Here is a 22,626-nt window from a genome sequence, read left to right as displayed (position 1 = left end):
TTTTCAAAGTTTTTATGTAATGACGAATCTTTATTTTATAGATCTCTGCATCCCTTCAGCGTCTATTTCATAGTTTTCTCTCATTATCATTTTTGATACCGGCATGAATGAATATCCTTGCTGCTGCAAAGCTTTAATTATACCGGGAAGAATTTTTGCGGTATGCGGGGTATCATTGTGAAACAATATTATTGAGCCGGGGCTTATTTTTTTTGTTATCCTGTCCATAATTTCATTCTCGCTTATTCCCGGACGCCAATCCAAAGAATCAACATTCCACTGTATTGTGTAATAGCCCAAATCCTTTGCTATGCTTACAACATTATTATTATAGTCTCCATAAGGCGCCCTGAACAAGTCCACCTTTTTTCCCGACAGATCGCTAAGCTTCTGCCCGCATATTGAGATTTCGCTTCTTATTTTGTCTGAGCCTATAGCCCCCATTCTGAGGTGGGAATACGAATGATTGGAAACATCATGGCCCTCATCTGATATAGATTTTACGGCATCAGGGAATTTTTCAGCCCACTGACCTACTATAAAAAAGCTGGACTTTATATCTTCCTTTTTAAGAGTGCTTAAAATGTCAGGTATGTCCCCCGCTCCCCATGCACAGTCAAAGGTAATTGCCGCAACCTTCTCATGTGCTTCAACAGAATAAATAGGCAGCTGCCTTGACTGTGACAGGACAGGGATAGCTCCGTCCCTCATTTTTGTCACTATTACCGCCCCGGTGAGCAAAAGGGCAATTGTGATAACGGATAGGATGATAAGCCTCCTTAACGTTATTACGTCAATAATACATATCCTCATTATTGCCTCCTGAAATATTATTTATAATAAATAATATTTCAGGAGGCAATTTATTATGTGTAAAACCATAAGGATAGCTTATGCTCTTGCTGTCAACCCACATTTTTAATTGCTTTGCAGCTCAATACCAGCATCCTTGTCCTACACAAAATTAACTTTAATATAACATATATGTTGTTTATTTGAAAACATTTCAATGGTAAGCTATAACTGCAGTTTTGATAGACATGCAATAAATTACATAATTATATTAATTTTGGGAGGTATATGATAATGTTTAGAAAGCATTCCGGCAGGCTGTCCAAGTATCTGGCAATATTGCTTACGGTGTTCGTCATGTTAACCAATATTGCAGGCACCGCATTTGCTACAGACAGCGAAATAATAGCGCAGCAATTGGGAGGCGCTTACAATTCAATTAAGAGCGCTTTAGGGGGAGACAGGCACCACTGCTTTGCGGGAGAGGTTTATGACAGTACATATGTATATAAATTTGACGCAAACAGAAATGTAACAGGATATGTTACGAGAGACACAGGGCCATGTGTACTAATGACTAAGGCGGATCACCAAAAAACGGCAAGCTGGGGCAGCAGTACGGCGGCTAAAGCCTACAGGGCCCAGCAATTAGAACTTGTAAAGCAGGGAAGGCACCTTGCAGCCATGCAAATGGATATAAACGACATCCGCTCCAAATTCGGAAGCAAGTATAACACAGCCATATCAAAAATGTGGACATACGCAACGGGCACCCTGGGATGGTCTAAGTGAAATTACCAAATCAATATGGTACTCTGATATTTTAATTAATGCTATAATAAATTGGTAATATTCTTTTAATATTGCCAATTTATTATAGCTTAAGGGGAGATTCTTAAAATGGAATTTAAACTAATGCTTTTTAAAGGAACAGACAGCATAAAATTCGGAATGACAAGTCTGGAAATACAAGTACTGTTAAATACAGCTCCGATACTGTTTAAAAAAACAGAATTTGATATATATGAAACAGAAGAATATAATGAAATTTGCCATGTCTTTTACGAAAGAGGTCAAAATAATTCCCTTGTTTGCGCAGCTTTTGAATTTTTCCGTCCCTCGCAAGTCTTTTTGGAGGGTATTCCATTAATAGGAGAAAAAACACATAAAGCAGAGGATTTGTTTAAGACAATGTTTGATGACTGCATAAGCGATTCGTCGGGCTCAAGCTCAAAAAAATACGGAATTTCCTTCTATTCGTCGGACAAAAAGGTGGAATCTGTTTATGTGGCAAGAAAAGGTTATTGCACCGAGCAGGAGGAGTATTATAAGGAAGCCTTCGATGAAAAATATTCTTCCGGGGAGGATCTAAAAGACCCGACCGTCAGAAAACGTCTGTGCCCAAGCTGCATGGACATAATAGACGCTAAGGAAGGCACTCTTTGCCCAAAATGCAATGTATTAATGCTTTAAATAAAGTATTGCTTCATTGTTTTCTATTGACTTAAAGCTAACATTAAGGGTTACAATTTTTATTATACTTATATTGGGCTGCGGCATCAGGCTATATAAGCAGAATTCAATTAAACAATCAAGGAGTGTGTATATTATGAAAACAATGAAGCTCGGGTCATCAAATTTGCAGGTGCCGGTAATCGCAGTGGGATGCATGCGTATTAAAAATTTAACCAAACCACATGCGGAGCGTTTTATCAAAACAGCCTTGGATGAAGGCGCGAACTTTTTCGACCATGCGGATATTTATGGAGGAGGTACATGCGAGGAAATTTTCGCCGAAGCGATAAATATGAACAGCAGTATTCGCGAAAAAATAATTTTGCAGTCCAAATGCGGCATTGTACCGGGGCGTATGTTCGACTTTTCTAAAGAGCATATCTTAGAATCGGTGGATGGAAGCCTAAAGCGTCTCAAAACGGATTACCTTGATATACTGCTTTTGCACCGGCCGGATTCGCTGGTTGAGCCGGAAGAGGTCGCCGAAGCGTTTGATAGGCTTCAAAGTAGCGGAAAGGTTCGTAACTTTGGTGTTTCTAATCATAACCCCATGCAGATACAATTGCTTAAAAAATCACTCAAGCAGCCGCTTGTTGCAAACCAGCTTCAGTTAAGCATTACCAATGCCACTATGATTTCTTACGGCATACACGTTAACATGCTTGATGAATCGGCTGTAGACCGTGACGGAGGTGTTCTGGATTTTTGCCGCATAAATGACATCACTATACAGCCATGGTCCCCGTTCCAGTACGGTTTCTTTGAGGGAGTATTTTTAGATAACGATAAATTTCCTGAGCTAAATGCTAAAATTAATGAAATAGCCGCTAAATATGAGGTTACTAACACTACTATTGCAATATCATGGATTTTGCGGCATCCCGCGCATATGCAGCCGGTAACCGGCACTGTAAATGTTAATCGTTTGAAGGATTGCATCAAGGCGGCGGATATCTGCCTTACCCGCGAGGAATGGTACGAAATCTATCGGGCGGCCGGAAATAAATTACCATAGCATTAATAACACATATCCTTATAATAGCCTCCTAAAACATCACTCATCATGAATATTATTTTAGGAGGCTATTTATTATATTTGGCGCCTCAGGTTCCGGGACAGCCGGAAAACCATACTTAGAAATGTCCCAGACCTGTTAAATTCCCAGCAAGTGTTGCCTGAGCAGTAAAAAGTCCAGCGAATTGACCGTCCCGTTACCGTCTAAGTCGGCCGGTGCAGTGTCTGCAAGGAGCTCAAGCCCCAAAATGTGCTTTTTCATTAATGTAAAATCTATAGAGTCTACCTTGCCATCCGAGTTTAAATCACCCGGCAGCTTTTCCGGGATAATTTCCTTGCCAAACATAAACCAGTTAACATTGAAAAGGTATCCGCTTCCCCCCGTGAATTTCAGGTATAAGTCATGCTTTCCGCTTACATCTCCGACATCACACTTCACATCCGCCCAATTCTGCCAATCGCCGGTTCCGGGAACCGCGCAGGTGCCTATTAAGGTACCTGTGATGCTGTCAAGCCTTAGCTCGATATTGCCTCCACTAGTGGCACTGGATACTCTGGCCTTAAAATCTGCCGCTCCTCCGCCGAAATCCACATTGCTGTAGACAGCATAATCTCCATTTTCTATATACCCGATACACTCCCCCCCTTCGGAGCAGCTTCCATTCTGGATTCCCGACTGGCTGCTGTAGCTTTCTCCTTCAATTTTTTCAAAGGCCGATACCGGTTCAGGAGGTGTAACCGGGCCATAATCCGTAAATCCGTTAGCACACGCCATTTGTGAAAAATTCCACAGGCTTGGCTTCCATACAGACCAGTCGTGTCCGGCTCCCTGAATGAGAAAATAGGTGTCGGGGATATTGTTGCTCTTACAAGTACTGTCTATACTTCCGCTGAAGGATGTGTTGTCATTGGTTCCGATGCAAAGAAACAGAAGCTTTAACTGCTGCCGGACGGCTGCGGGATCGGGAAACATGTTGACACCTGTAATAGAAGCGGGGCCTCCGGGGGAAAATCCTCCGATATATGGAAACATATCCAGATGCAGCAGCCCTATATTCAACGATTGCGCACCGCCAAGTGAGAGGCCGGCAATCGCCCTGTGAAGGCGGTCGGTATAAACGGAATAGTTTGATTCAATGTAAGGCATAAGGCTGCCAATCAGATCGTTTGTAAAATTCACATAGCCATCCGATATTCCTGCGCCGGTAGCATTGGCATTTGGCATTACAAGTATAAAGGGCTGAATTTTGCCCTCGGCAAGCAGGTTGTCAAGAATTACGTTGGCTGCTCCGGAGCTGTACCAGACATCTTCATTCTGACCGTAACCCGGCAATAAATACATAACGCTGTATTTATTGTTTTTGGAATACCCTGGGGGCAGGTAAATTCTGGCCCTCCGCTGGCTGTTTGTCGCCTTGGACTGGTAATTGATGTAGCTTACCTGTCCATGCGGAATGTTGCTCCGCGTCTGATCATACCCTGACGGCGGCAGCACCGGCAGCGTGGCTGCCGAAGCTGTGATTACGGCAGAATTCATGCATACTGCAAGCACCATACCGGCCAAAAGAACACTTAAAAGCTTTTTAATCATTACTCAAACCTCCTACATTTTTTTGATATATCGAAGCAGATTCAGCCTGAGTATATGAAGCTTCAAGCATATTTTCAGGAATATGAATCCACTGCAAATTTATGCATCCGAATCCTTTGTTTCATTATTTGTATATTGCTGCAGGAGTAGCGTATTAATAACGGCATTGATATGAGATATATATTAAGAATAGTATGGCTATTACTGACAAGACGGTTTCCTGTATTATATTCAGCTCACGACTTCTTTTATTTAATTATATATCTTTAAGCGGCTGGCTTCAACAGGAAAATATACATTTTTTAGTTTTTTTGTAAATCATTCTATTTACCGTTTTACAATAAAGAAGGGTATAGTTTAAAGTATGCAGACTATTTTTTAATTACACCGTTTTTCAGCTTTTAATGCAATTTTATCTAAATAAGTGTATAATGTTTTGTGCTGAGAGGCATTTTAAGAAATTTTATTTTGTTGAATTTGTACACTTAGCAAGCAGTTGGTTCAAAGGTGATAAGGGGGTGCCGCATGAAGCTTTGGCCGGACCAAAAGCCATATTATTCAGTCAACCATTATTACAGACAAATGTTTGGCCGTAAGGTTTACAAAATATCGTTAGATATCGGCTGTACCTGCCCTACCAGAGACAGGAAAACAGGCGCGGGCGGCTGCACCTTTTGCTCGGCAAGAGGCTCGGGCGATTTTGCCATAGCAGGGCCAATGGACATTCATGAAAAAATTGATTCGGCTATTGAAATGGTTTCATCAAAGGGTAATTTAAGCGGATATATTGCATATCTTCAATCCTTCACCAATACCTATGGCCCCATTGAACAGCTGGTGCCTGTCTATGAAGAGATTCTTGCCGACCAGAGAGTTCTCGGGCTGTCTATAGGCACAAGGCCGGATTGCCTTTCCGATGAGATGATTAAAGAGCTTGGGCGTTTGTCCCAAATCAAGCCCTTATGGGTGGAGCTTGGACTTCAAACAATTCACCAGAGGACAGCGGAGCTTTTTAAACGGGGATATGAATTACCCGTTTATGAAAAAGCGGTTTCTCGGCTAAATCAAGCCGGTATTCCGATAATTGTCCATCTGATTGTCGGGCTGATGGGTGAGACTTACGAGAATTTCATGGAAACGGTCGATTATGTGGCGGCGCAGCCTGTGAGCGGCATCAAGCTGGCTATGCTGCATATATTGGAAGACAGTCCTTTATATAAGGATTATTTAAAAGAGCCATTCCCGTTATTGGACGAAGCATCCTATATAAAATGGGTGGCGGAGGCCATTGCAAGAATTCCTGAGAATATTGTCATTCACAGGGTAACCGGGGATGGAGCCCATAAGAGATTAATTGCTCCCAAATGGAGCGGCCACAAGCGTCACGTCCTTAACGGGCTGCTTCATTACATGCTTAAAAACGACATGTTTCAGGGACTTAACGCTGTATTTACCCAATATACTGAATTTTAAACGGATGCAAATACAGAACCCAAATCTATAACGAGTTCCGGGAATACTGTTGCTTTTAATTGGTCGGTGTCAGTATAAGATTCAGGACGGCCATACCGCTTATTTTCCTGTAGGGTAAAAACACTGATATACTTTCCGTCAGGTTCAACTATCCAATACTCTTTAACACCGACCTTTTCGTACTTATTAAATTTCAGTACCCTGTCCTTTCGGGTAGTGGAGGGTGAAGAAATTTCGATTACCAAGGTTGGAGTACCGAAATACCCAGTCTTTCTGAGTTTTGTTTCATCACAAACTATGACTAGATCAGGTTGAACCACATTGGTTGTTTCATCATCATTTTCATTATATTCTGCCAGACATAAATCGAATGGTGCTGCAAATACTCTGCAGGACTTACCATGTAAGTAATTTGAAATTTGTCTATGGAGCTCACCGGATATACTTTGATGCTGCCATGAAGGAGCTGCCTGTAAGAACAGTACACCGTCAATAAGCTCCCAGTTTTCATTTTCCGGGAATGCGGCTAAATCTTTATAAGTATAGATCCTGTTTCCTTGTGGTAAAGGCATAAAACCATCCTCCTTTTTGTTTTCGTTTATTATATTACCATTCTTTAATTAATGGTGCAATACAGAGCCATCTGAACATTGTGTACCCTGCGAGGAATTTTATAAAAAAAATGCCGGCAGCCCGGCATTTTTTTATATATATTAAAATTTTACAGCTTCTTCCTCTCCCTTGTAGACAAACTCAATAGTTTTTGAAACTTCTCCGCCCCCAATAAGCTTGATTTTGAAATTTTCCTGATACCTGAATCCGCCGCAAGCCTTTCCAAATGTCAGTGTTTTTTCATTATCCCGGTATGTTAGCTTAATAGCTGAAAAGTTCCCTTTTTCATAGGAGTAATTATCTCCCTCGTCATTATACAGGACAAACTCTCCGTCCTCTCCGCCGTAAATAATGAGTTCGGATACCTCCCCGTTTTTCTCATCCGCATACATAAGAGGCCTGGACAACGGTACAATGGAGCCCGCTTTGACAAAAAGCGGTATTGTATCCAGCTCCGCCTTACATGTTACGGCCTGTCCGCCCCCATATTGCTTATCCGTCCAGAAATCAAACCATTGAGTATGTTCAGGCAAATATACCTCCCTAGTCTTTTCGGTATTTACCAGAGGCACGCTGTTTGCTTCGTAATACATCGGCTCAGTGACCGGGCAGACAAGGAAGGCCTTCCCGAACATGAAGCTGTCGTCAATATCCTTTACATTTTTATCCTTTGCAAAATCAAACATCAGGCTTCTTATCATTGTCGAATGGTTTTGATATACGTCCGCCGCCGTTGAATAAATGTATGGAAGCAGCCTGTAACGCAGCTTTATAAACTTGAGTATTGTATCATAGAAAATATCGCCGGGCTCGCCGAAATTCCACGGCTCCCTTGGTGTGTCGGTGCCATGGGAGCGGAACATGGGTAAAAAGGCGCCGTATTGAAGCCATCTTACATAAAGCTCCCTATATCCCAGATCACCCACTCCGTCATTATAATCCCCATCCCAGAACCAGAGCTTGTATTTTTTGTCGCTGCAGTTGCAGCCTCTGTTTTCCCATTTATCCTTTACTGTAAAAAAACCTCCGATATCCAATGTCCAATAGGGCATGCCGCTCATTGAAAATTTAATTCCCTCGGTAATCTGCTTTCTTAAAGCAGACCATTTGGCACTGGTATCCCCCGACCAAAGTACCGCTCCGTGCTGCTGGCCGGATAGATAAGATGAACGCGTAAGATTTGTAACACGCTTGCTATTATTGGTTTTGCGCCAGTTTTCATAAATTCCTTTTGAATGAAAAAGGCCATATGAATTAAGACGCGTCCAATCCATAAACTTCTTGGATTCATCTACAATTAATTGATAACGTACTTCCTCCGGCCTTTTTGTCTCTCCGCTCCAGTCGGCATCGGAAAAGGGCTCGGAATTATCACACCACAATGCGTCTGCTCCCGCCGAAAACCATTCATCCTCGTACTGCCTCCAGTAAACATCCCGCGCCTCTTTGGAATAGGCATTATAGGTATTTGAATTGGGCAATAAAAGTCCTTTTTCCTTAAATTCCTGATGGTTGCTTCCGCCCTCCGCCATATTGGGCCAAACCGACACCATAAGCTTCACATGCTCCTTATGAAGCTTATTGATAAGCTCCTTCAAGTCAGGATATCTCTTTTTATCCACCCTCTTTTCACCCCATAGTCCATCTTCCCATGAAAGCCAATCCTGTACAATGCAGTCTATGGGAATACCGGCTTTTCTAAACTGCAATACGATATTTACAAGCTCCTCGGCGGATTTGTACCTTTCCTTTGATTGGACATAGCCGTAAGCCCATCTTGGAAGCATCTGCGCTCTTCCCGTAAGGCATCTCAGCTCCTTTATAATCTCCTCGAAGCTTTCCCCCGTAATAACGTAATATGAAAGCTTGTCGGTGGTATCAATTGTAAATTCTACCTTGCCTCGCTCGCTGTCAAAAATCATGGCACCTTCGGTGTCGATCAGTATCCCATAGTTCCGTGAGGACAGCATAAAAGGAATGGATATTTTCATATTTGCCTGAAAAAGATATTCCTTTCTGCCGTTATAATTATAAACCCCGTCCTCATGCTGACCCAAGCCGTATATACCCTCATCCTCTGTTATAGAAAAAGTAAGCTTCCCCTCATACGCTGTACCTGAGGGCTTATACACAGCATTTTCAACATAAGTCACTTCGCCGTTTGCTGTCTGCTTGTATTTGACGATGGGCTCACCGTCTACATAGTATGTGAAAACCTCTTTTTCAGTCAGGCTATGTCCCGTTTCTTCCAGAACTACTTCTCCGCGTTTATTTTTAAATAAAATGCGGCCGCCCTCACACAGATATTTATTCGTTGCCAAATTACTCTCCGGCTTAAAATCCTCCGAAATAAGAATACTGTTTTCCGTTTCTTCCTTTCCACCCCCATATACAACCTTTACAATGTTTTCACTAACCTGCATAATACGGGCAGAACATTTGTCTTCAGCTCCCATGTTTTATCACTCCTATAGCTCTTGTATTATTGACATCAATATATTAATATTATATTGATATTTACTTTAAAATACTTGTACAATTAAGCATATTATATAGTATTATTTTAAACACAAATGGGAGCCGTCATGATTTTTTTTGATATTGAAAAACTAAGAGAGCAAAAGCACCACGGAGAAGGAATGCTGCCCATAGCCATTTATACTGTCCACCATAAGTCCTCGGGCAATATTTTGCCCCATCACTGGCATAACGAGCTTGAATTCATCTTCCTGTCGGAGGGTAAGGCAGTTTTTACAGTTGATGACGAGGCTATTTGCGCCCGGCCCGGTGAGTGTATCTTTGTAAACAGCGGGCAAATTCACTCCGGCTTTTCCGAGGTTGAGGATTGTGCCTATATTTCGGTTGTTTTTTCAATTGACTTTATTGTAAATTCCTTCGATATCTGCCGTAGATATTTTGATGATACCATTGCGGGCAGATATAAAATAGAAGCCCATTTTAAGCCCGCAATTCCTGAGCATGGAGAAATAATATCCGATCTGAGGGCAATTATAGAAGAGCTTACGGGGAAAAATACGGCATACGAATTATCCGTTAAAAGCAGGCTGCTTTCGCTTTTTAGCACTATATTCAGAAAAAGCCTGTACATCAATGTTCCGGCATCAAAAAAAGACTCCTTTCGCCCCAAAAAATACCATACACTCAAAAATATTCTGGGCTACATTTCTCAGAATTACAATGGGAAATTAACGCTGGCCGATATCAGCAAGTCGGTAAGCTTAACGCCCCAATACCTTTGCAAGCTTTTCAAGGAAATGACCGGCACTAATATTGTGGACTATATCAACAATTACCGCATAGAAACGGCAGCTACTCTTCTCAAGGCCACTAATCTTAGTATTACGGACATCGCTCTGAATTGCGGGTTTGAGAACATAAGCTACTTTAACCGCGTTTTTAAAAGAGAAACGGGGTATACTCCCACAGAGTTCAGATTAATTTTACCTTAAAACAACAGCCCTAAGACCCATAAGGCCCATCTGTTGTAAAAATTAAATTCCGCCAGATTTGGTTTATATGAATTGTTTTGCGGTGTAAGGAAAACACCTCACTTAAGTGAATTTTCATAAACGCTTTCAGTAATTTTTTTACGGAATATAGCATAGAAAATCATGGTCGGCATCATAGCAAATATATTTCCGGCCATTTGAAAAGGGATGTTGGACCCGTGGCGGCGATCCAGCATTGCCAAGGATGTCACTATTGTCTTTGTGTTGTCATTTTGAAGCATCACCAGAGGAATTAAGAAGCTGTTCCACATGCTGAGAATTAAAGAAACCGCTATTACCGACAATCCCGGCAGGCATAACGGCACAAAAAAGCTTTGCATAATCCTGGGCTCTGTGCATCCTTCCATGCGCGCCGCATCCACAATTTGAATGGGAACCATTCTAAAGAACAGGCAACTGAACATTATAGCCTCCGGCAGGTTCTTTGCACAAAATGACAATATGACAGAAAGGTGGTTGTTTATTAAATCCAGATCCAAAAATAGTTTATATTGCGAGAACACTGTCACCTGCTCCGGTATAACTGCAAATATAATCAAAACCGTTACCAGAATGAAGAGCATCCTTTTTGATATCCTGTTCATGGAGTACGCGGCGGGAATTGCCACTGCCATAGTGAGTAAAACCCCACCGGCAGTCACTATTACACTGTTAAGCATTTTTTGCAGCACATTAAAATCCTTAACCATTTTTATGTAATTTTCTATGCTCCAGCTTGAAATGTTTAAACCATATATATCGGTAAAATAGCTTTGCTTATCCTTTAAGGATGTAACCAGCGTAAAAAAAAGAGGATATATAACTGATAAGCTTATAAATACTATAACTGTATATAAAATGACCTTCTTTATGCTCATATTATTACCTCGTAACACATTATCTGTGCTATTTGTATTTGTAACCCTTTAGTTCTTGCAGCTATTGCTGCTTTTAGCAAGATTATTATTGCTGATTCTGGCAAATGCAATATATAGCATAAAAACGAGCGCCAATACTATTGCCAGCATGATTATGGATAAGGCATATGCTTCGCCTAAGTTTCCTTCACTACCAAAGGACTTGATATAGATCATAAAATCCAGCGTAGTTGTATTATATCCCGGGCCGCCATATGTCAAAACAAAAATAATCGGGAAGAAGCCTGTAAATCCGAATATTAAATTTATACTGAACGAATACAGTATAGTCATTTTTATTAATGGTATATAAATAAGAAAAATGCTTTTGATAAAACCGCATCCGTCAATTAATGCCAGCTCACTTATATTTTTATCTATGGACGAAAACGCGCCTGTAAATAATAGCGTCTGCCAGCCAAAGGACAGCCATACAACACATAAAATAATTATCATAAATGAATAAAATATATTCCCGTGCCAGTATATTTTGTCAAAGCCAAGCATATCCAGCAGCTTGTTGATAGGCCCATCCAGCCCGAAGTACAGGTTAAAAACCTTACCGACAACAATTGTCGATAATATCTGCGGAATATAAATAGTATAAAGGAAGGACTTGCTTCCCTTAAACCCGTAAAAAATCAACGTTGCCACAAATATGCCGATTATTATAACTACAGGTATGTAAATAAATACTATCAGGCTGTTCTTAAGAAGCAGCCAGAATATTCTATCCTGAAAAATTTTAATATAGTTATTTAAGGCTATAAATTTATTTGTAAATAGCCCGTCCCAATTAAAGAAGCTTTTTATAAAGGTCTGCAGCAGGGGAATTCCATTGCACCCCACAATAATTATCATGGGAATCATTATAGAGATGCAATAGAATTTTGTATTTTGACCAATCCTGCTTTTCTTATTAAATATTGTCATAGCTATCGCCTACTTTTCAATTGTACTATGATATTGAACGCAAGAAGGCGCTTACTTCTCACTTTGCTTAATCTTATCGTCAAGGGCTTTTGCCAGCTCCTCAGCCTTCATTTTATTAACCTGCGTTTGTGCGCCAAGCCTGAAGAACATTTCTCTCAGCTCTGTTCCCATTACGGCATAAGGATATATCTGTACGGAGTCCTTAAGTCTGAAAATCTCCTCGTACAGCTCGTCATCTTTCCAGCCTAAATCCTCAATAGAAACGTCCTTGCGTACCGGCAGGGTCTTAAATGTCTTATACATTTTAATGCTGTTTTCTTTATTAAGCATCCATGAAATTATATCATTGCATTCCTTGGGATATTTTGTTGATTTAATAACACTGATGCATTGGTTAACTCCTCCGAAGTTTAAGTCCTTTGAATGGCTTTTGGCCCTTGGGATAGGCAACATGCCAAGCTGGTCGCCCATGGCTTCGTAAAAGATCCCGAACTCGCAATTAGATGTGGGATAAAATGCTGCCTTCCCCTGTATAAAATCCATCTGTGATGTTGTATTGGTAATATAGTCAACGTTTATATACCCTTTTTCAAAGCATTCCTGAGAATATTTGAGCGAGTCAATAAATAATTTGTCCTCGGAAAATTTGGCAGTGCCGTCCATTAATTTTTTTAATTGTCCTTCCTCGGCATCCTGCAGCCACCAGGTAGAAAACAATGTAGTGTACAGGTTGTTAAATTCACTTTCACTGGCAATAATAGGCTGAATACCTTTGGCCTTTATTGCTTCCAAAACATCCATAAATTCATCGGAGGTCTTTGGTGGTGCATTTTCAAAATCCAGACCTGCTTGTTTAATTATATCCTTATTGTATAATATAAGCGAGACTTCACACCCCGCTACGGGATAGCCTATAATGTCCCCCTTACCGGTTGTAACGGTTTCCCAGAAGGTGTTATTATCAATAAACTGCTTGTCTATATAGGTGTTTAGAGGCAATAATATCCCTGCTATTTCCTTTACATAGCTTTCGTTTTGCAGAACAACAATGTCCGGAGCGTCTTTAGCATCCAGCATGGAAGTCTTCAGCATCTGAAACATTGCGTCCTCATCTTCCACATATGTAAACTTAATTTGAATATCCTCATTCATATCGTCGTATTCTTTCAGCAGCCTTTTTAAAAGCCACTCATCCTGAGAATTTTCCAGCTCTTCATCCCCTATCAGCGACCATCCCGACCAAAAGTTTATGACTTTAGCGTCAGTCTTTTTATTACACGAAATTAAAGCCGTGCTCAAGCATAAAATCAGTAATATACATACTATCCTCTTCAAAAAAACCCCCCCATGCACAACTTTTATTTTTCCTGCCAAACCTCCAAGCAGCAAACCTGCTCCACATAACAAAATGTTTTTTATTTCAAATACATATCAGGATTTCTATAATAGCTCTTATAAAACCTGTTTGAAGCGTCAGTCTTTATAGAAGCATTGGAGGTAGCCATTTTAAGGGCGCAGCCCCTTGCCTCGATACCCTCCATGCGCTTTACAATCTTAATCCTTTTACCCACACGCCCGCATTTACATTTTTGCAAGCTGACAATTCCATAGTCTTCACTTAAAATAAAGCATGGGTAGCTTAAGGAGCTCCCGTCATAGAAGGATAAAATACCCAACTGGCCGTCCTTTAGCACCTCGTTGGTTTTAGGATCCCTCGCAAAAGCCTCAACCCATGGCAATATATGCTTCTCATGGCACTCACACTCATTTATTACCGAATTTAATTCAACCATGTTGTAGCTATCCCGCACATAACGACTGTCTATTTTGAATGTATCGGTTACAAGGCTGGTGTAATCTTCTCTGGGGATTGCCTTGTTGCTCATGTTTTTCCATCCCCCGGCACTGATTACAAACGAATTTCCCTTTAATTTGATTGACAGCTTCAATTGATTAATCCAATTGCACAGCTCAACAATTCTAAAAGGCGGGCTGATAATCAAAACCTCGTTATTATTTCTTACAGCTTCTTCAATCCTTTCAGCGGCATAGGCAACATCAAAGTATCCGTTATGCTCAAAGTATTCCGTGTTAAAGCTTATAGCCATGCTGGAAAGAACATAGGAAAACCACAGATCTCCTGACTCCTCCGGGTTTGGACCAAGCACAAAGGCCTTATGGTTGCCTGTCCTTTCCAAATCGAATATACATGATAGGCCGGAGGATATACTGCCCAAAAAATTAATCAATGTCAATTCATCTCTGGGAACAACACTTAAGCTCCCTTTAGTCCCACTGCTTGTACAATGCTTTATTATTTCATCATCGTCTACCGAAGAAAGCCTTATATCATGCCTCTTAAAAAAAGCACTGGGCAAAAGAGGTATTGACGCAACATCAAAATTCCCTATAATATTGTCAATATTGGGCTCCAATTCCTCGACATATTCCCTGTACCCCTTATTGTTTGACAAATGGAACCGAAATGTATTCAGTATGCTCCTGTTTTGAGCTTCTCTATAGGATAACTCATCCTTGAAGATATCTTCCAAATAAAGCTGAAGATAGTCTATATCTGATAGACAGTTATTCTTTAAACCCGACATAAATTTCTCCTTTATCTGTATTTATTAATATTATTGGAATTGTTCGAGTACTTCATCCAAATTATCCGGATGTCCGAACATTTGCGATACATACAGTAAAACGCTCTCCTCGTCCGTATCGTATTTATATTCATACTTTGAGTCACAGTCTATATAGCATAAGCGGACGAAGTAGTGAAGCGGGTACATGGCATCGTGCGACCAGCCCTCTCTGGGGTAAAAGCTCATTCCCGTCTCACAGATTTTGGAGGCTCCCTTTGCGCAGAATATATCTCCCAGCCTTTCAAGGTTTTCTTCGTATGGATAAACAGAGATACATTGTGTCTCATCATCTATAAACGGCAGTATTTCCGATTCGGATTTTACAGGATGAACAAATAATGTACGCCCTAAGGGGTGCTCATTAACCTCCAGAGGGTCACATACAATTATCCTCCATTGATCCTCTCCCTCCGTCATCTGCCATTTGCGGAACTTAGCCTCCATCCTGATTCTATAAATGTGGGATTCCACATCCTTATTTGACACACCTCTTCGGAGGCATTCGGATTGCCAGTTAAGCCACTTCTCCAACACCGGCAAATAAGCTTTGTAATCTCCGATAATAAACAGTCTTTGCGGAGACAGACAGGCCTCCTGATCATAAACACATAGGTCGTGCGCCATTCTGATTGCTGCCTTGTCGAAATTGCAGTCCTCGGTGTACAGCACCGAATAGCTGCGCTTCGGACCGAATTCCAGATAAGGAATGCTGTGGGGGATTTTTTCCTTAATCATTTTTAAGGACTCTCCTTTTCCCCAGGCACAAATCATATCCGAGGCTTCAATCATTTCAGACAGCGTGTCGTCGTCTCTCTCTAAATAAAACACCGACAGCGACTTATTCAGCATTTCCTGGAATCTTTCCCCTCCATTATTTGCTTCAATTAAGCCCTTTGCAAAATATAACGTAGTCACAATATCTCTTGAAGGCAATTTAACTACCGTCTGGTTCTTTGTAATAATTGATCTGAACACACTGAAAAAACCCGTCATCGGCACATTGCCGACAAGTATATGAAAGGTTCTTCCCCTTGGAAAGGCTCTTAGCTTTACAAGCTCCTTTCTTTCCCAACCGTCCAGCATTCTGTAGCTGCCAAGCTCTGCCCCGACTATGTCGTATATGTTGTATTTATAGCTCAAATAATCCGATATAATATCATAGTCGCGAGCCAGCATCTTTTCCTCATAGCCCGTTATACAAGCCGAAAGCTCAATGGCTTCTTTCCTTATGCTGTTTTCCGGGTTGTAAAACGAACTGGCGAAATTAGTAATATATTTGGCTAAATCTGAAAATCTGATGCTGTTTATATCTTCAGAAAAATCATATATGCTTTGCAAATCCTCTTTTGATGGTCTGGTAATTCTGACGGTTATATCGTTGCTGTATTTTAATTCAATGTAATCATCCTTGGGATATTTTAGCTCTCCGCATATAATAATTGGCAATTCTATTATTCTAGGCATAATATTATACTACTCCTTTTTGTTATAGTAGGCTTATTTGAGCTTCACAATAATTGGCGAAATCAGCTTCCAGTGACGCCGCCTTTACAACATCCGTAAGCTTAGGCAGATTGATGCCGGCTTTAGCCGATTCCTCCCCCAACGCGCATTCAATGGCAAGGGCCGCCAGCTTCTTCATAATAAACAAGCTCCTCCCTATCATATGCCCCGCGTCGGGCACCTCTATGAGCTTTCCGTTCTTCTCAATTAAATCCCTGCATTTTAAAACGTCCTCATAATTTACATATTCATCATCTTTTGCGGAAATCATATATATAGGGACATTTGTTTTGGTAAAGTGAGATATTGAATCTTCAACATTTGACATTGAATTTTTTATTATATCATCGACAAAAGCCTGCGCAATGGAATCGTGCCCGAAAACAGTCAGATATTTGGGAGCAGCAGGATCTTTTAGTACATATGGGTCAAGCGATTCTTCAGATACTCTCTCAACAGTATCCTTTACGTCTACAACGCCCACAATGGAAATTAATTTGGATATGCATCCGGCATAGGTGGAATACTTTAATCCTACCGGGAAGGAAAGGCTTTGAGTAAGTATTGTTAACGGCAGGTCACTATCGGCTAAAACGCTGTCTATTACTTGTGCGGTGTCTTTTTCAAGCTGCCCTAACGTATAATTTTCCATTGTCCCTGTGCTTAAGCCCACACTGTTTATTCCGTCAAACCGGTAAACATTATAGCCATTTGCCTGAAAGTAGTAGCTGAATAAAAACAGTGAATGTGCATTAACCGCAAATGGCGGAATTATCAGTACATTGCCCTTCGGCTTGTCATGCCGGGTTGTGGTTTCAAAAACAAAAATCTTCTGATTGCTTTCATTTTTTAGAATATATGCACAATCCCCGGGCAAAGCATTTTTATCAGTATTTTCAATTCGGATTTTCTCTATAGGCACTATTAAATCCCCCTTATCCCAATCTATACCTTTATATTTAAATCAGTTTGAATTGTTTATTTGATTAAAGTCCATATTCCTTAAGGGCTTAAACAATTGACACTATTACTGTCGAATAAAGCAAAAACATGCATTAACATTTTATACCGTTACCTGCCATTTGTCAACATTTTAATTAATATACATTTATTTGACTTTTTCTGATACAAACGTACGTTTAGCGGATGTCCGCTCGCTGCAATTTAAGTGCTAAATGAGATTTTTATAACAATCAATTAATTTATTAAGCTCCTTTGATTCATGAAAGTTGTCTCTTACATGATTATATAAATTAGCACCAAACTTTTTCCCCATCTCCTTATTGCTTAAAATAAAGTCTATGCTTTGTGCAATCATCTCAGGCGACTTGGGCTTAACCAGAATTCCGCTTGTATTATTTGTAATATTTTCCGTAAGTCCGCCTACCGCAGAAGCAATTACCGGCTTTTTCAAGCTGGCCACCTCCAGCAGGACACTGCCCAGCTCTTCGTGAACTGATGGAATTACCATGATATCAGAGATATAAATACCTGCTGCAACTAAGCTGTTAGGTATAAACCCCGTAATTGTAACCCTGTCTTTCAAGCAATAGTCATCAACCATTTTGTCAAGGTATTCCCTCTCATTTCCATCCCCGCAGAATACGGCATGAAAATCCTTATTGTCACAAAGCCTTACTGCCTCTAAAAAATACTTCCATCCTTTTTCATGTGCTATCCTTCCGACAAAGCTGATAACGGGCTTATCTCTTGGTACGCCAAAGCTATTGTAAAAGTATTCCAAATTGCTTTCATTTATATTTTGATTAAACTCTTCTATTGAAATAATGTCAGGAATAACAAACACCTTTTCGCTCGTAACATTTTTATAGCTGCTGGTTAACAGCTTTTTTGTCCTTTCGGTCAAGGTTATAACGGAATCTGCCTTTCCCAAGCAATACCCCTCTATTTTTACAACATACTTATTTATAAGCCTGTCAAATCTGTTCATTGGTTCATATGTACCTATTCTGCAGCAATGCACTGTATAAACCAACGGCTTTTTTAATATCCATTTGGATAACAGCCCTACTATCAGAGGTGCTGCCACCCCGCTGCAATGAGAATGTATTAAGTCCCATGAGTTCTTTTTGTTAAAAAGAGAGGTTAAAAGCAATGAAATTACCCTTAAACATACTCCCACTCCCCAGTAAATATTCAAGCCTACCGTTCCTCGGACTCTTGATCGAATTGGTATGATGGGAATGTTTGACGAACAAATTTCAGTATTTTTATTAATCCTCCATGTTTTAGGAGCATTCTTCATTCCTATAGTCAGCACCTTTTGAGCTATTCCCAGCTTGGAAAGCGCCGTTGTCATTCTGAAAATTTGTGTTTGCATCCCGCCGATAGGGTCCAAATGAACCTTCCATTCTGATACAATTCCCGGCGGATAATAAAAATGCGGTGTTAATCTTAATATTCTGATATATGATTCCCCCTTACACATATGCTTCTAAATTTCACTGCTATACATCTGCACCTTCTCAAATGCGCTTATTATATCATCCATATCACTGCGGCCGGATAACAGCTTTGAATGATGAAATACTATCAAAGAGTCATATGTATTTTCACAGCCCGGAAACTTATCGGCCGACAGCTCCTTAAACCTGGCATCCTCCACATAATATTTATACCTTTTTCTGGTCCATGGCGAAAAAAGCTTGTTCCTATAGATAGGAACATCTGTCGGGTGCAGACTGAAGCCCAATTCACAGCTCAATGCATTGCAGATTTTATCCAGTTCCTTGTTGCTAAAGCTCCTCCTGTCTATTTTTACAGCATATTCATAATAAGTGCATTTTTCAGCCTTTTTATGATGCTTTAGAGGTATAAGGCCCGGTATGCGGCTTAAACCCTCATCCAGATATTTTGCATTTCCTCTTCTGATTTCATTTAATGAAGATAAATTCTTTAATTGAGATATCAAAACCGCTGCCTGAAATTCAGAAGCACAGTAATTACTTCCCATAAGCCTGTTATCATATATCAGTTGATCGTCACCCGGTATTTTCCTGTCCTTATCCAAAGCACACCCGTCTGTTTTTATTCTGAAAAGCCGATCATATAGCTCAGGATTATTTGTAATAAGTACTCCCCCCTCCCCGCAAGTCAAAACCTTTTCCTGATTCAGGCTGAATACTCCCGCATGGCCCATAGTTCCTACCCTCTTACCGTCCCATACGGCGCCGTGGGCCTGAGAACAGTCCTCAATAACAAATAAGCCGTATTCCCGGGCAATACTCATTATTTCATCCATATCCGCTATAGAGCAGTGAAGGTGTACCGGCATAATGGCCTTTGTTTTGCGGCTTATGGCTTTTTTTATTGCTCCTGTATCTATACAGGTGGTTTCAGGATTTATATCCGTCAAAACAGGAACAGCACCGGAGTTCAATATGGAGGTGGCAGGAGCTATCCATGTCAGAGCAGGTACTATTACCTCGTCTCCCGGACCTATATCCATGGCTTCCAGAGCCAGAAGCAGTGCCTCTGATCCGGATGTAGTCATAACGCTGTATGAACACCCGTTATATTCCGCAAACAACCTCATAGCCTGCTGCTCCATACATTCAGAGCCTGTCCAGCTTCCTCTCACCGACCAACGCCCGGACTGTGCAACCTCATGGATGAGCTTGTCTGCGCTTTCGTCCCAAACCGGCCAGACAGGCCATTTTTTATCCCTTAAGGGTATCCCGCTGTTTATAGCAAGCTTCATAATATAAACCTCACAATATTTTCAGAATTTATCTGTTACTTATTTATATAAATTAGGATATAAACTATCTAAAAAGGATGTAAAGTAATTTCCGGAAGAATAATTTCCCCGGGATGCGTAACCGGGATATGATTTACGCTAACTAAAAGCAGAAGCGTCTTCCACAAGTATACATGCTTCTATAGTTAGAGTAGAAATTATTCTGGAGGATATTATTTTACATCCTCCGTTATCCCATATGTTAAAACCTAAACTATATAGCCGTTTTCATTTTAGTTGCCCGTGTTACAAAATAGACGGGAGAAAATTTCGATAATACCGTTTCGCTGTCATAATCCTCAAAAAACCCGTCTATTACCAGCCCCGCCTTGATTTGCCCGCCAATTATATCCTCTGTGGTATGACTGTACGTTACTAATTTCTCTTCTTTAAAGTACTTTTTGACCTTCTCCTTGCTCAAGCCATCCAGTGAGCAGTAAGGAATTTTATTTTTTACCTCAAACACATTTTTCTCCAGCTTATCCTCGTCAAATATATAGACATACGGATTAATAAACCCGGCGATCAGGACGCCATCATTTTTCAGTACCCTGCTTATAGCCTTCCACAGCGTTTTAACCTCTGAAATGTAAGGAGTTGACACCGGAAGAAATACAACATCAAACGATTCGGCATCCAGCATATCCAGAGATCTCATATCTCCCTCAACGAGTTTTATGTTAAGGCCTTCATTATCAGCCACATATTTGTCCCTTGACAGCTGTACAGGATTGTTATCCAGTACCGTTACATCCGCTCCCAGTGAGGCAAATATCGGAGCCTGCTGCCCGCCTCCACATGCGAGACAAAGGATATGCTTGTCTTTCAAGGATTCCGGGAACCATTCTATGGGTATATTTTTATTGTTGGTTGCACTAACCCCCCAAATTCCCTGCCGCGCGGCTTGAATTATCTCCTTGCTATAGGGCACCGTGCAATAGTCTCCCTCCCCCGCAAGCTTTGTCCAGGCTCTTATGTTATTCTCGGCAATATCCATTTTCTTTCCTCTCAGTCTTTACAATAATTTGAGTGCTGTTTTAAGCATGACCTCGGGCAATCGCCTTATATTTTATGGGAATACCTATGCACCTTTTCAAACGCCATAATAATGTCATCCATATCCTGTCTGCTGCCAAGCAATATGGAATGGTGGATAACCACTCCTTCATTCGCGCTTGCCTTCTCAGATACCGGCAGGCTGTATTTTTCTGTTGATAAAGCATCCCAGAACTCTTCACTCCAGCGATACCTTTTTTTAGTTTGAGGTCTGTAGAGCGGGGATTTGTGCAACGGCTTATAAGGCTGTTCAACCGTAAAGTTCAGTTCTGCTTCCAAAGCCGTACAAATATCGCTCACGGGCTTTCCTGAAAAAAGCTCGCTGTCAACTTTTACTGCATAGCGGTAATAGGACTGCTTGCTTACCTGCTCATGCCTTAGCATTGTCTTTATACCCGGAATGCTCCCTAAATGCTTGTCCAAATAAATGGCATTTTGCTCCTTGGTTCTGTTGAAATCTTCCAGCCTTTCAAGCTGGTCGAGCAGAACCGCGGCCTGAAACTCCGACAAGCAGTAATTTGAACCCATAATGCTTCCCTTTTCTATAAGCTGCATCTTATCAACCTCAAGCTTATTTTCTTCTATATAGGCCCTTGAGTTTGAACGCAGTTCGATTGCTTTTTCATATATTTCCTGATTCCTTGTCAGAAGCACTCCGCCCTCTCCCGATGTCAGCACCTTACCCTGCTGCAAGCTGAAAGCTCCCGCGTCTCCGATTGCTCCCGCAAACTGATCCCTCCAGACAGAGCCGTGAGAATGGGACGCGTCTTCAATAACCCACAGATTATTATTCCTTGCTACCTCCATAAGGCCATCCATATTTACCATGCAGCCATATAGGTGAACAGGAATAATGGCTTTTGTTCTGGGAGTTATGGCTTTTTTTACTTCCTCAATAGACAGGCAATAGGTATCAGGGTCTATATCCACTATGACAGGGACGGCATTTACATCACATACCGAAATAGCCGTGGCCACCCACGTAAGAGCAGGAACAATCACCTCGTCTCCGGGACCTATGCCCAAGCTTTCCAATGCTATTAAAAGGCCACTTGAGCCATTGGTGGTCGTTACACAATAGGGCACACTGTTAAACTCTGCAAACTTACGCTCAAATTCTTCACACTTGCTAAGCCGGCCTTTCCATTGACCGCTGACAGCCCATCTTCCGCTTGTCAATACAGACTCCAGCCTGCTTAAGGTATTGTTATCGAATATGGGCCACGATATCCAGGGCCTTTTTCTTATTGACTCTCCGCCTCTAACCGCTAACATTATTATTACCCCCATACATAATAATTT

General features: G+C 41.0%; 19 protein-coding genes. 5 read left to right on the top strand and 14 right to left on the bottom strand.

The window, feature by feature from the left end; genetic code table 11:
- Positions 1-30 precede the first annotated feature (30 nt).
- Positions 31-813 carry a polysaccharide deacetylase family protein gene (locus DFR58_RS18050; protein ID WP_114299278.1) on the bottom strand — a complete coding sequence of 261 codons (783 nt, stop codon included), beginning with the start codon at positions 811-813 and terminating at the stop codon, positions 31-33.
- A gap of 273 nt (positions 814-1,086) precedes the next feature.
- Here DFR58_RS18050 and DFR58_RS18045 point away from each other — a divergent pair, with 273 nt between their 5' ends.
- The 3 genes from DFR58_RS18045 to DFR58_RS18035 all read left to right on the top strand — a co-directional run bounded on the left by DFR58_RS18045 (position 1,087) and on the right by DFR58_RS18035 (position 3,322).
- The gene (locus DFR58_RS18045; protein WP_114299276.1) at positions 1,087-1,584 is read left to right on the top strand and encodes a hypothetical protein; all 498 of its coding nucleotides are present in this window, start codon (positions 1,087-1,089) and stop codon (positions 1,582-1,584) included.
- 108 nt (positions 1,585-1,692) lie between these two features.
- The gene (locus tag DFR58_RS18040; protein WP_114299274.1) at positions 1,693-2,265 is read left to right on the top strand and encodes a hypothetical protein; all 573 of its coding nucleotides are present in this window, start codon (positions 1,693-1,695) and stop codon (positions 2,263-2,265) included.
- A 136-nt stretch (positions 2,266-2,401) separates the two neighbouring features.
- The gene (locus tag DFR58_RS18035; protein ID WP_114299272.1) at positions 2,402-3,322 is read left to right on the top strand and encodes an aldo/keto reductase; all 921 of its coding nucleotides are present in this window, start codon (positions 2,402-2,404) and stop codon (positions 3,320-3,322) included.
- A gap of 139 nt (positions 3,323-3,461) precedes the next feature.
- Here the strand turns inward: DFR58_RS18035 and DFR58_RS18030 are convergent, their stop codons facing one another.
- Complete coding sequence (locus tag DFR58_RS18030; protein WP_114299270.1) at positions 3,462-4,913, bottom strand: carbohydrate-binding protein; 1,452 nt, start codon at positions 4,911-4,913, stop codon at positions 3,462-3,464.
- 525 nt (positions 4,914-5,438) lie between these two features.
- Here DFR58_RS18030 and mnmL point away from each other — a divergent pair.
- A complete protein-coding gene (gene mnmL / locus DFR58_RS18025; RefSeq protein ID WP_114299268.1) occupies positions 5,439-6,386 on the top strand; it encodes a tRNA modification radical SAM protein MnmL/YtqA in 948 nt (315 codons plus the stop codon).
- Here the strand turns inward: mnmL and DFR58_RS18020 are convergent.
- The gene (locus DFR58_RS18020; protein WP_114299266.1) at positions 6,383-6,958 is read right to left on the bottom strand and encodes a Uma2 family endonuclease; all 576 of its coding nucleotides are present in this window, start codon (positions 6,956-6,958) and stop codon (positions 6,383-6,385) included. The genes mnmL and DFR58_RS18020 overlap by 4 nt on opposite strands.
- Before the next feature lie 141 nt (positions 6,959-7,099).
- The gene (locus DFR58_RS18015) at positions 7,100-9,454 is read right to left on the bottom strand and encodes a glycoside hydrolase family 31 protein (RefSeq protein ID WP_114299264.1); all 2,355 of its coding nucleotides are present in this window, start codon (positions 9,452-9,454) and stop codon (positions 7,100-7,102) included.
- A 129-nt stretch (positions 9,455-9,583) separates the two neighbouring features.
- Here DFR58_RS18015 and DFR58_RS18010 point away from each other — a divergent pair, with 129 nt between their 5' ends.
- The gene (locus tag DFR58_RS18010; protein ID WP_170138217.1) at positions 9,584-10,468 is read left to right on the top strand and encodes an AraC family transcriptional regulator; all 885 of its coding nucleotides are present in this window, start codon (positions 9,584-9,586) and stop codon (positions 10,466-10,468) included.
- 98 nt (positions 10,469-10,566) lie between these two features.
- Here DFR58_RS18010 and DFR58_RS18005 read toward each other — a convergent pair whose 3' ends face one another.
- From DFR58_RS18005 to DFR58_RS17960, 10 genes are all read right to left on the bottom strand, one after another.
- Positions 10,567-11,385 (bottom strand): carbohydrate ABC transporter permease, encoded by an 819-nt coding sequence (locus DFR58_RS18005; RefSeq protein WP_114299259.1) that lies wholly within the window; start codon positions 11,383-11,385, stop codon positions 10,567-10,569.
- A 48-nt stretch (positions 11,386-11,433) separates the two neighbouring features.
- Positions 11,434-12,357, bottom strand: a complete 924-nt coding sequence (locus tag DFR58_RS18000) for a carbohydrate ABC transporter permease (RefSeq protein ID WP_114299257.1) — start codon at positions 12,355-12,357, stop codon at positions 11,434-11,436.
- 51 nt (positions 12,358-12,408) lie between these two features.
- Positions 12,409-13,692, bottom strand: a complete 1,284-nt coding sequence (locus tag DFR58_RS17995; RefSeq protein WP_147273206.1) for an ABC transporter substrate-binding protein — start codon at positions 13,690-13,692, stop codon at positions 12,409-12,411.
- Positions 13,693-13,772: 80 nt separating this feature from the next.
- Complete coding sequence (locus tag DFR58_RS17990; protein ID WP_114299253.1) at positions 13,773-14,963, bottom strand: LuxE/PaaK family acyltransferase; 1,191 nt, start codon at positions 14,961-14,963, stop codon at positions 13,773-13,775.
- A gap of 30 nt (positions 14,964-14,993) precedes the next feature.
- Complete coding sequence (locus tag DFR58_RS17985) at positions 14,994-16,469, bottom strand: acyl-CoA reductase (protein WP_114299251.1); 1,476 nt, start codon at positions 16,467-16,469, stop codon at positions 14,994-14,996.
- Positions 16,470-16,491: 22 nt separating this feature from the next.
- Complete coding sequence (locus tag DFR58_RS17980) at positions 16,492-17,430, bottom strand: PhoPQ-activated protein PqaA family protein (RefSeq protein ID WP_170138216.1); 939 nt, start codon at positions 17,428-17,430, stop codon at positions 16,492-16,494.
- Between the two features lie 249 nt (positions 17,431-17,679).
- Positions 17,680-18,849, bottom strand: coding sequence for a glycosyltransferase (locus DFR58_RS17975; protein ID WP_170138215.1), 1,170 nt, complete (start codon positions 18,847-18,849; stop codon positions 17,680-17,682).
- Positions 18,850-18,963: 114 nt separating this feature from the next.
- Positions 18,964-20,229, bottom strand: coding sequence for a DegT/DnrJ/EryC1/StrS family aminotransferase (locus DFR58_RS17970; protein WP_114299246.1), 1,266 nt, complete (start codon positions 20,227-20,229; stop codon positions 18,964-18,966).
- A 253-nt stretch (positions 20,230-20,482) separates the two neighbouring features.
- Positions 20,483-21,265, bottom strand: coding sequence for a class I SAM-dependent methyltransferase (locus DFR58_RS17965; protein WP_114299244.1), 783 nt, complete (start codon positions 21,263-21,265; stop codon positions 20,483-20,485).
- A 65-nt stretch (positions 21,266-21,330) separates the two neighbouring features.
- Positions 21,331-22,599, bottom strand: coding sequence for a DegT/DnrJ/EryC1/StrS family aminotransferase (locus DFR58_RS17960; protein WP_170138214.1), 1,269 nt, complete (start codon positions 22,597-22,599; stop codon positions 21,331-21,333).
- Between the last annotated feature and the right edge of the window lie 27 nt (positions 22,600-22,626).

Origin of the sequence: Anaerobacterium chartisolvens, assembly GCF_003337415.1 — a bacterium.
Lineage (GTDB): Bacteria > Bacillota > Clostridia > Acetivibrionales > DSM-27016 > Anaerobacterium > Anaerobacterium chartisolvens.
Note: the sequence above shows the minus strand (reverse complement) of the source record. Positions and strands in the feature narration are given on the sequence as shown.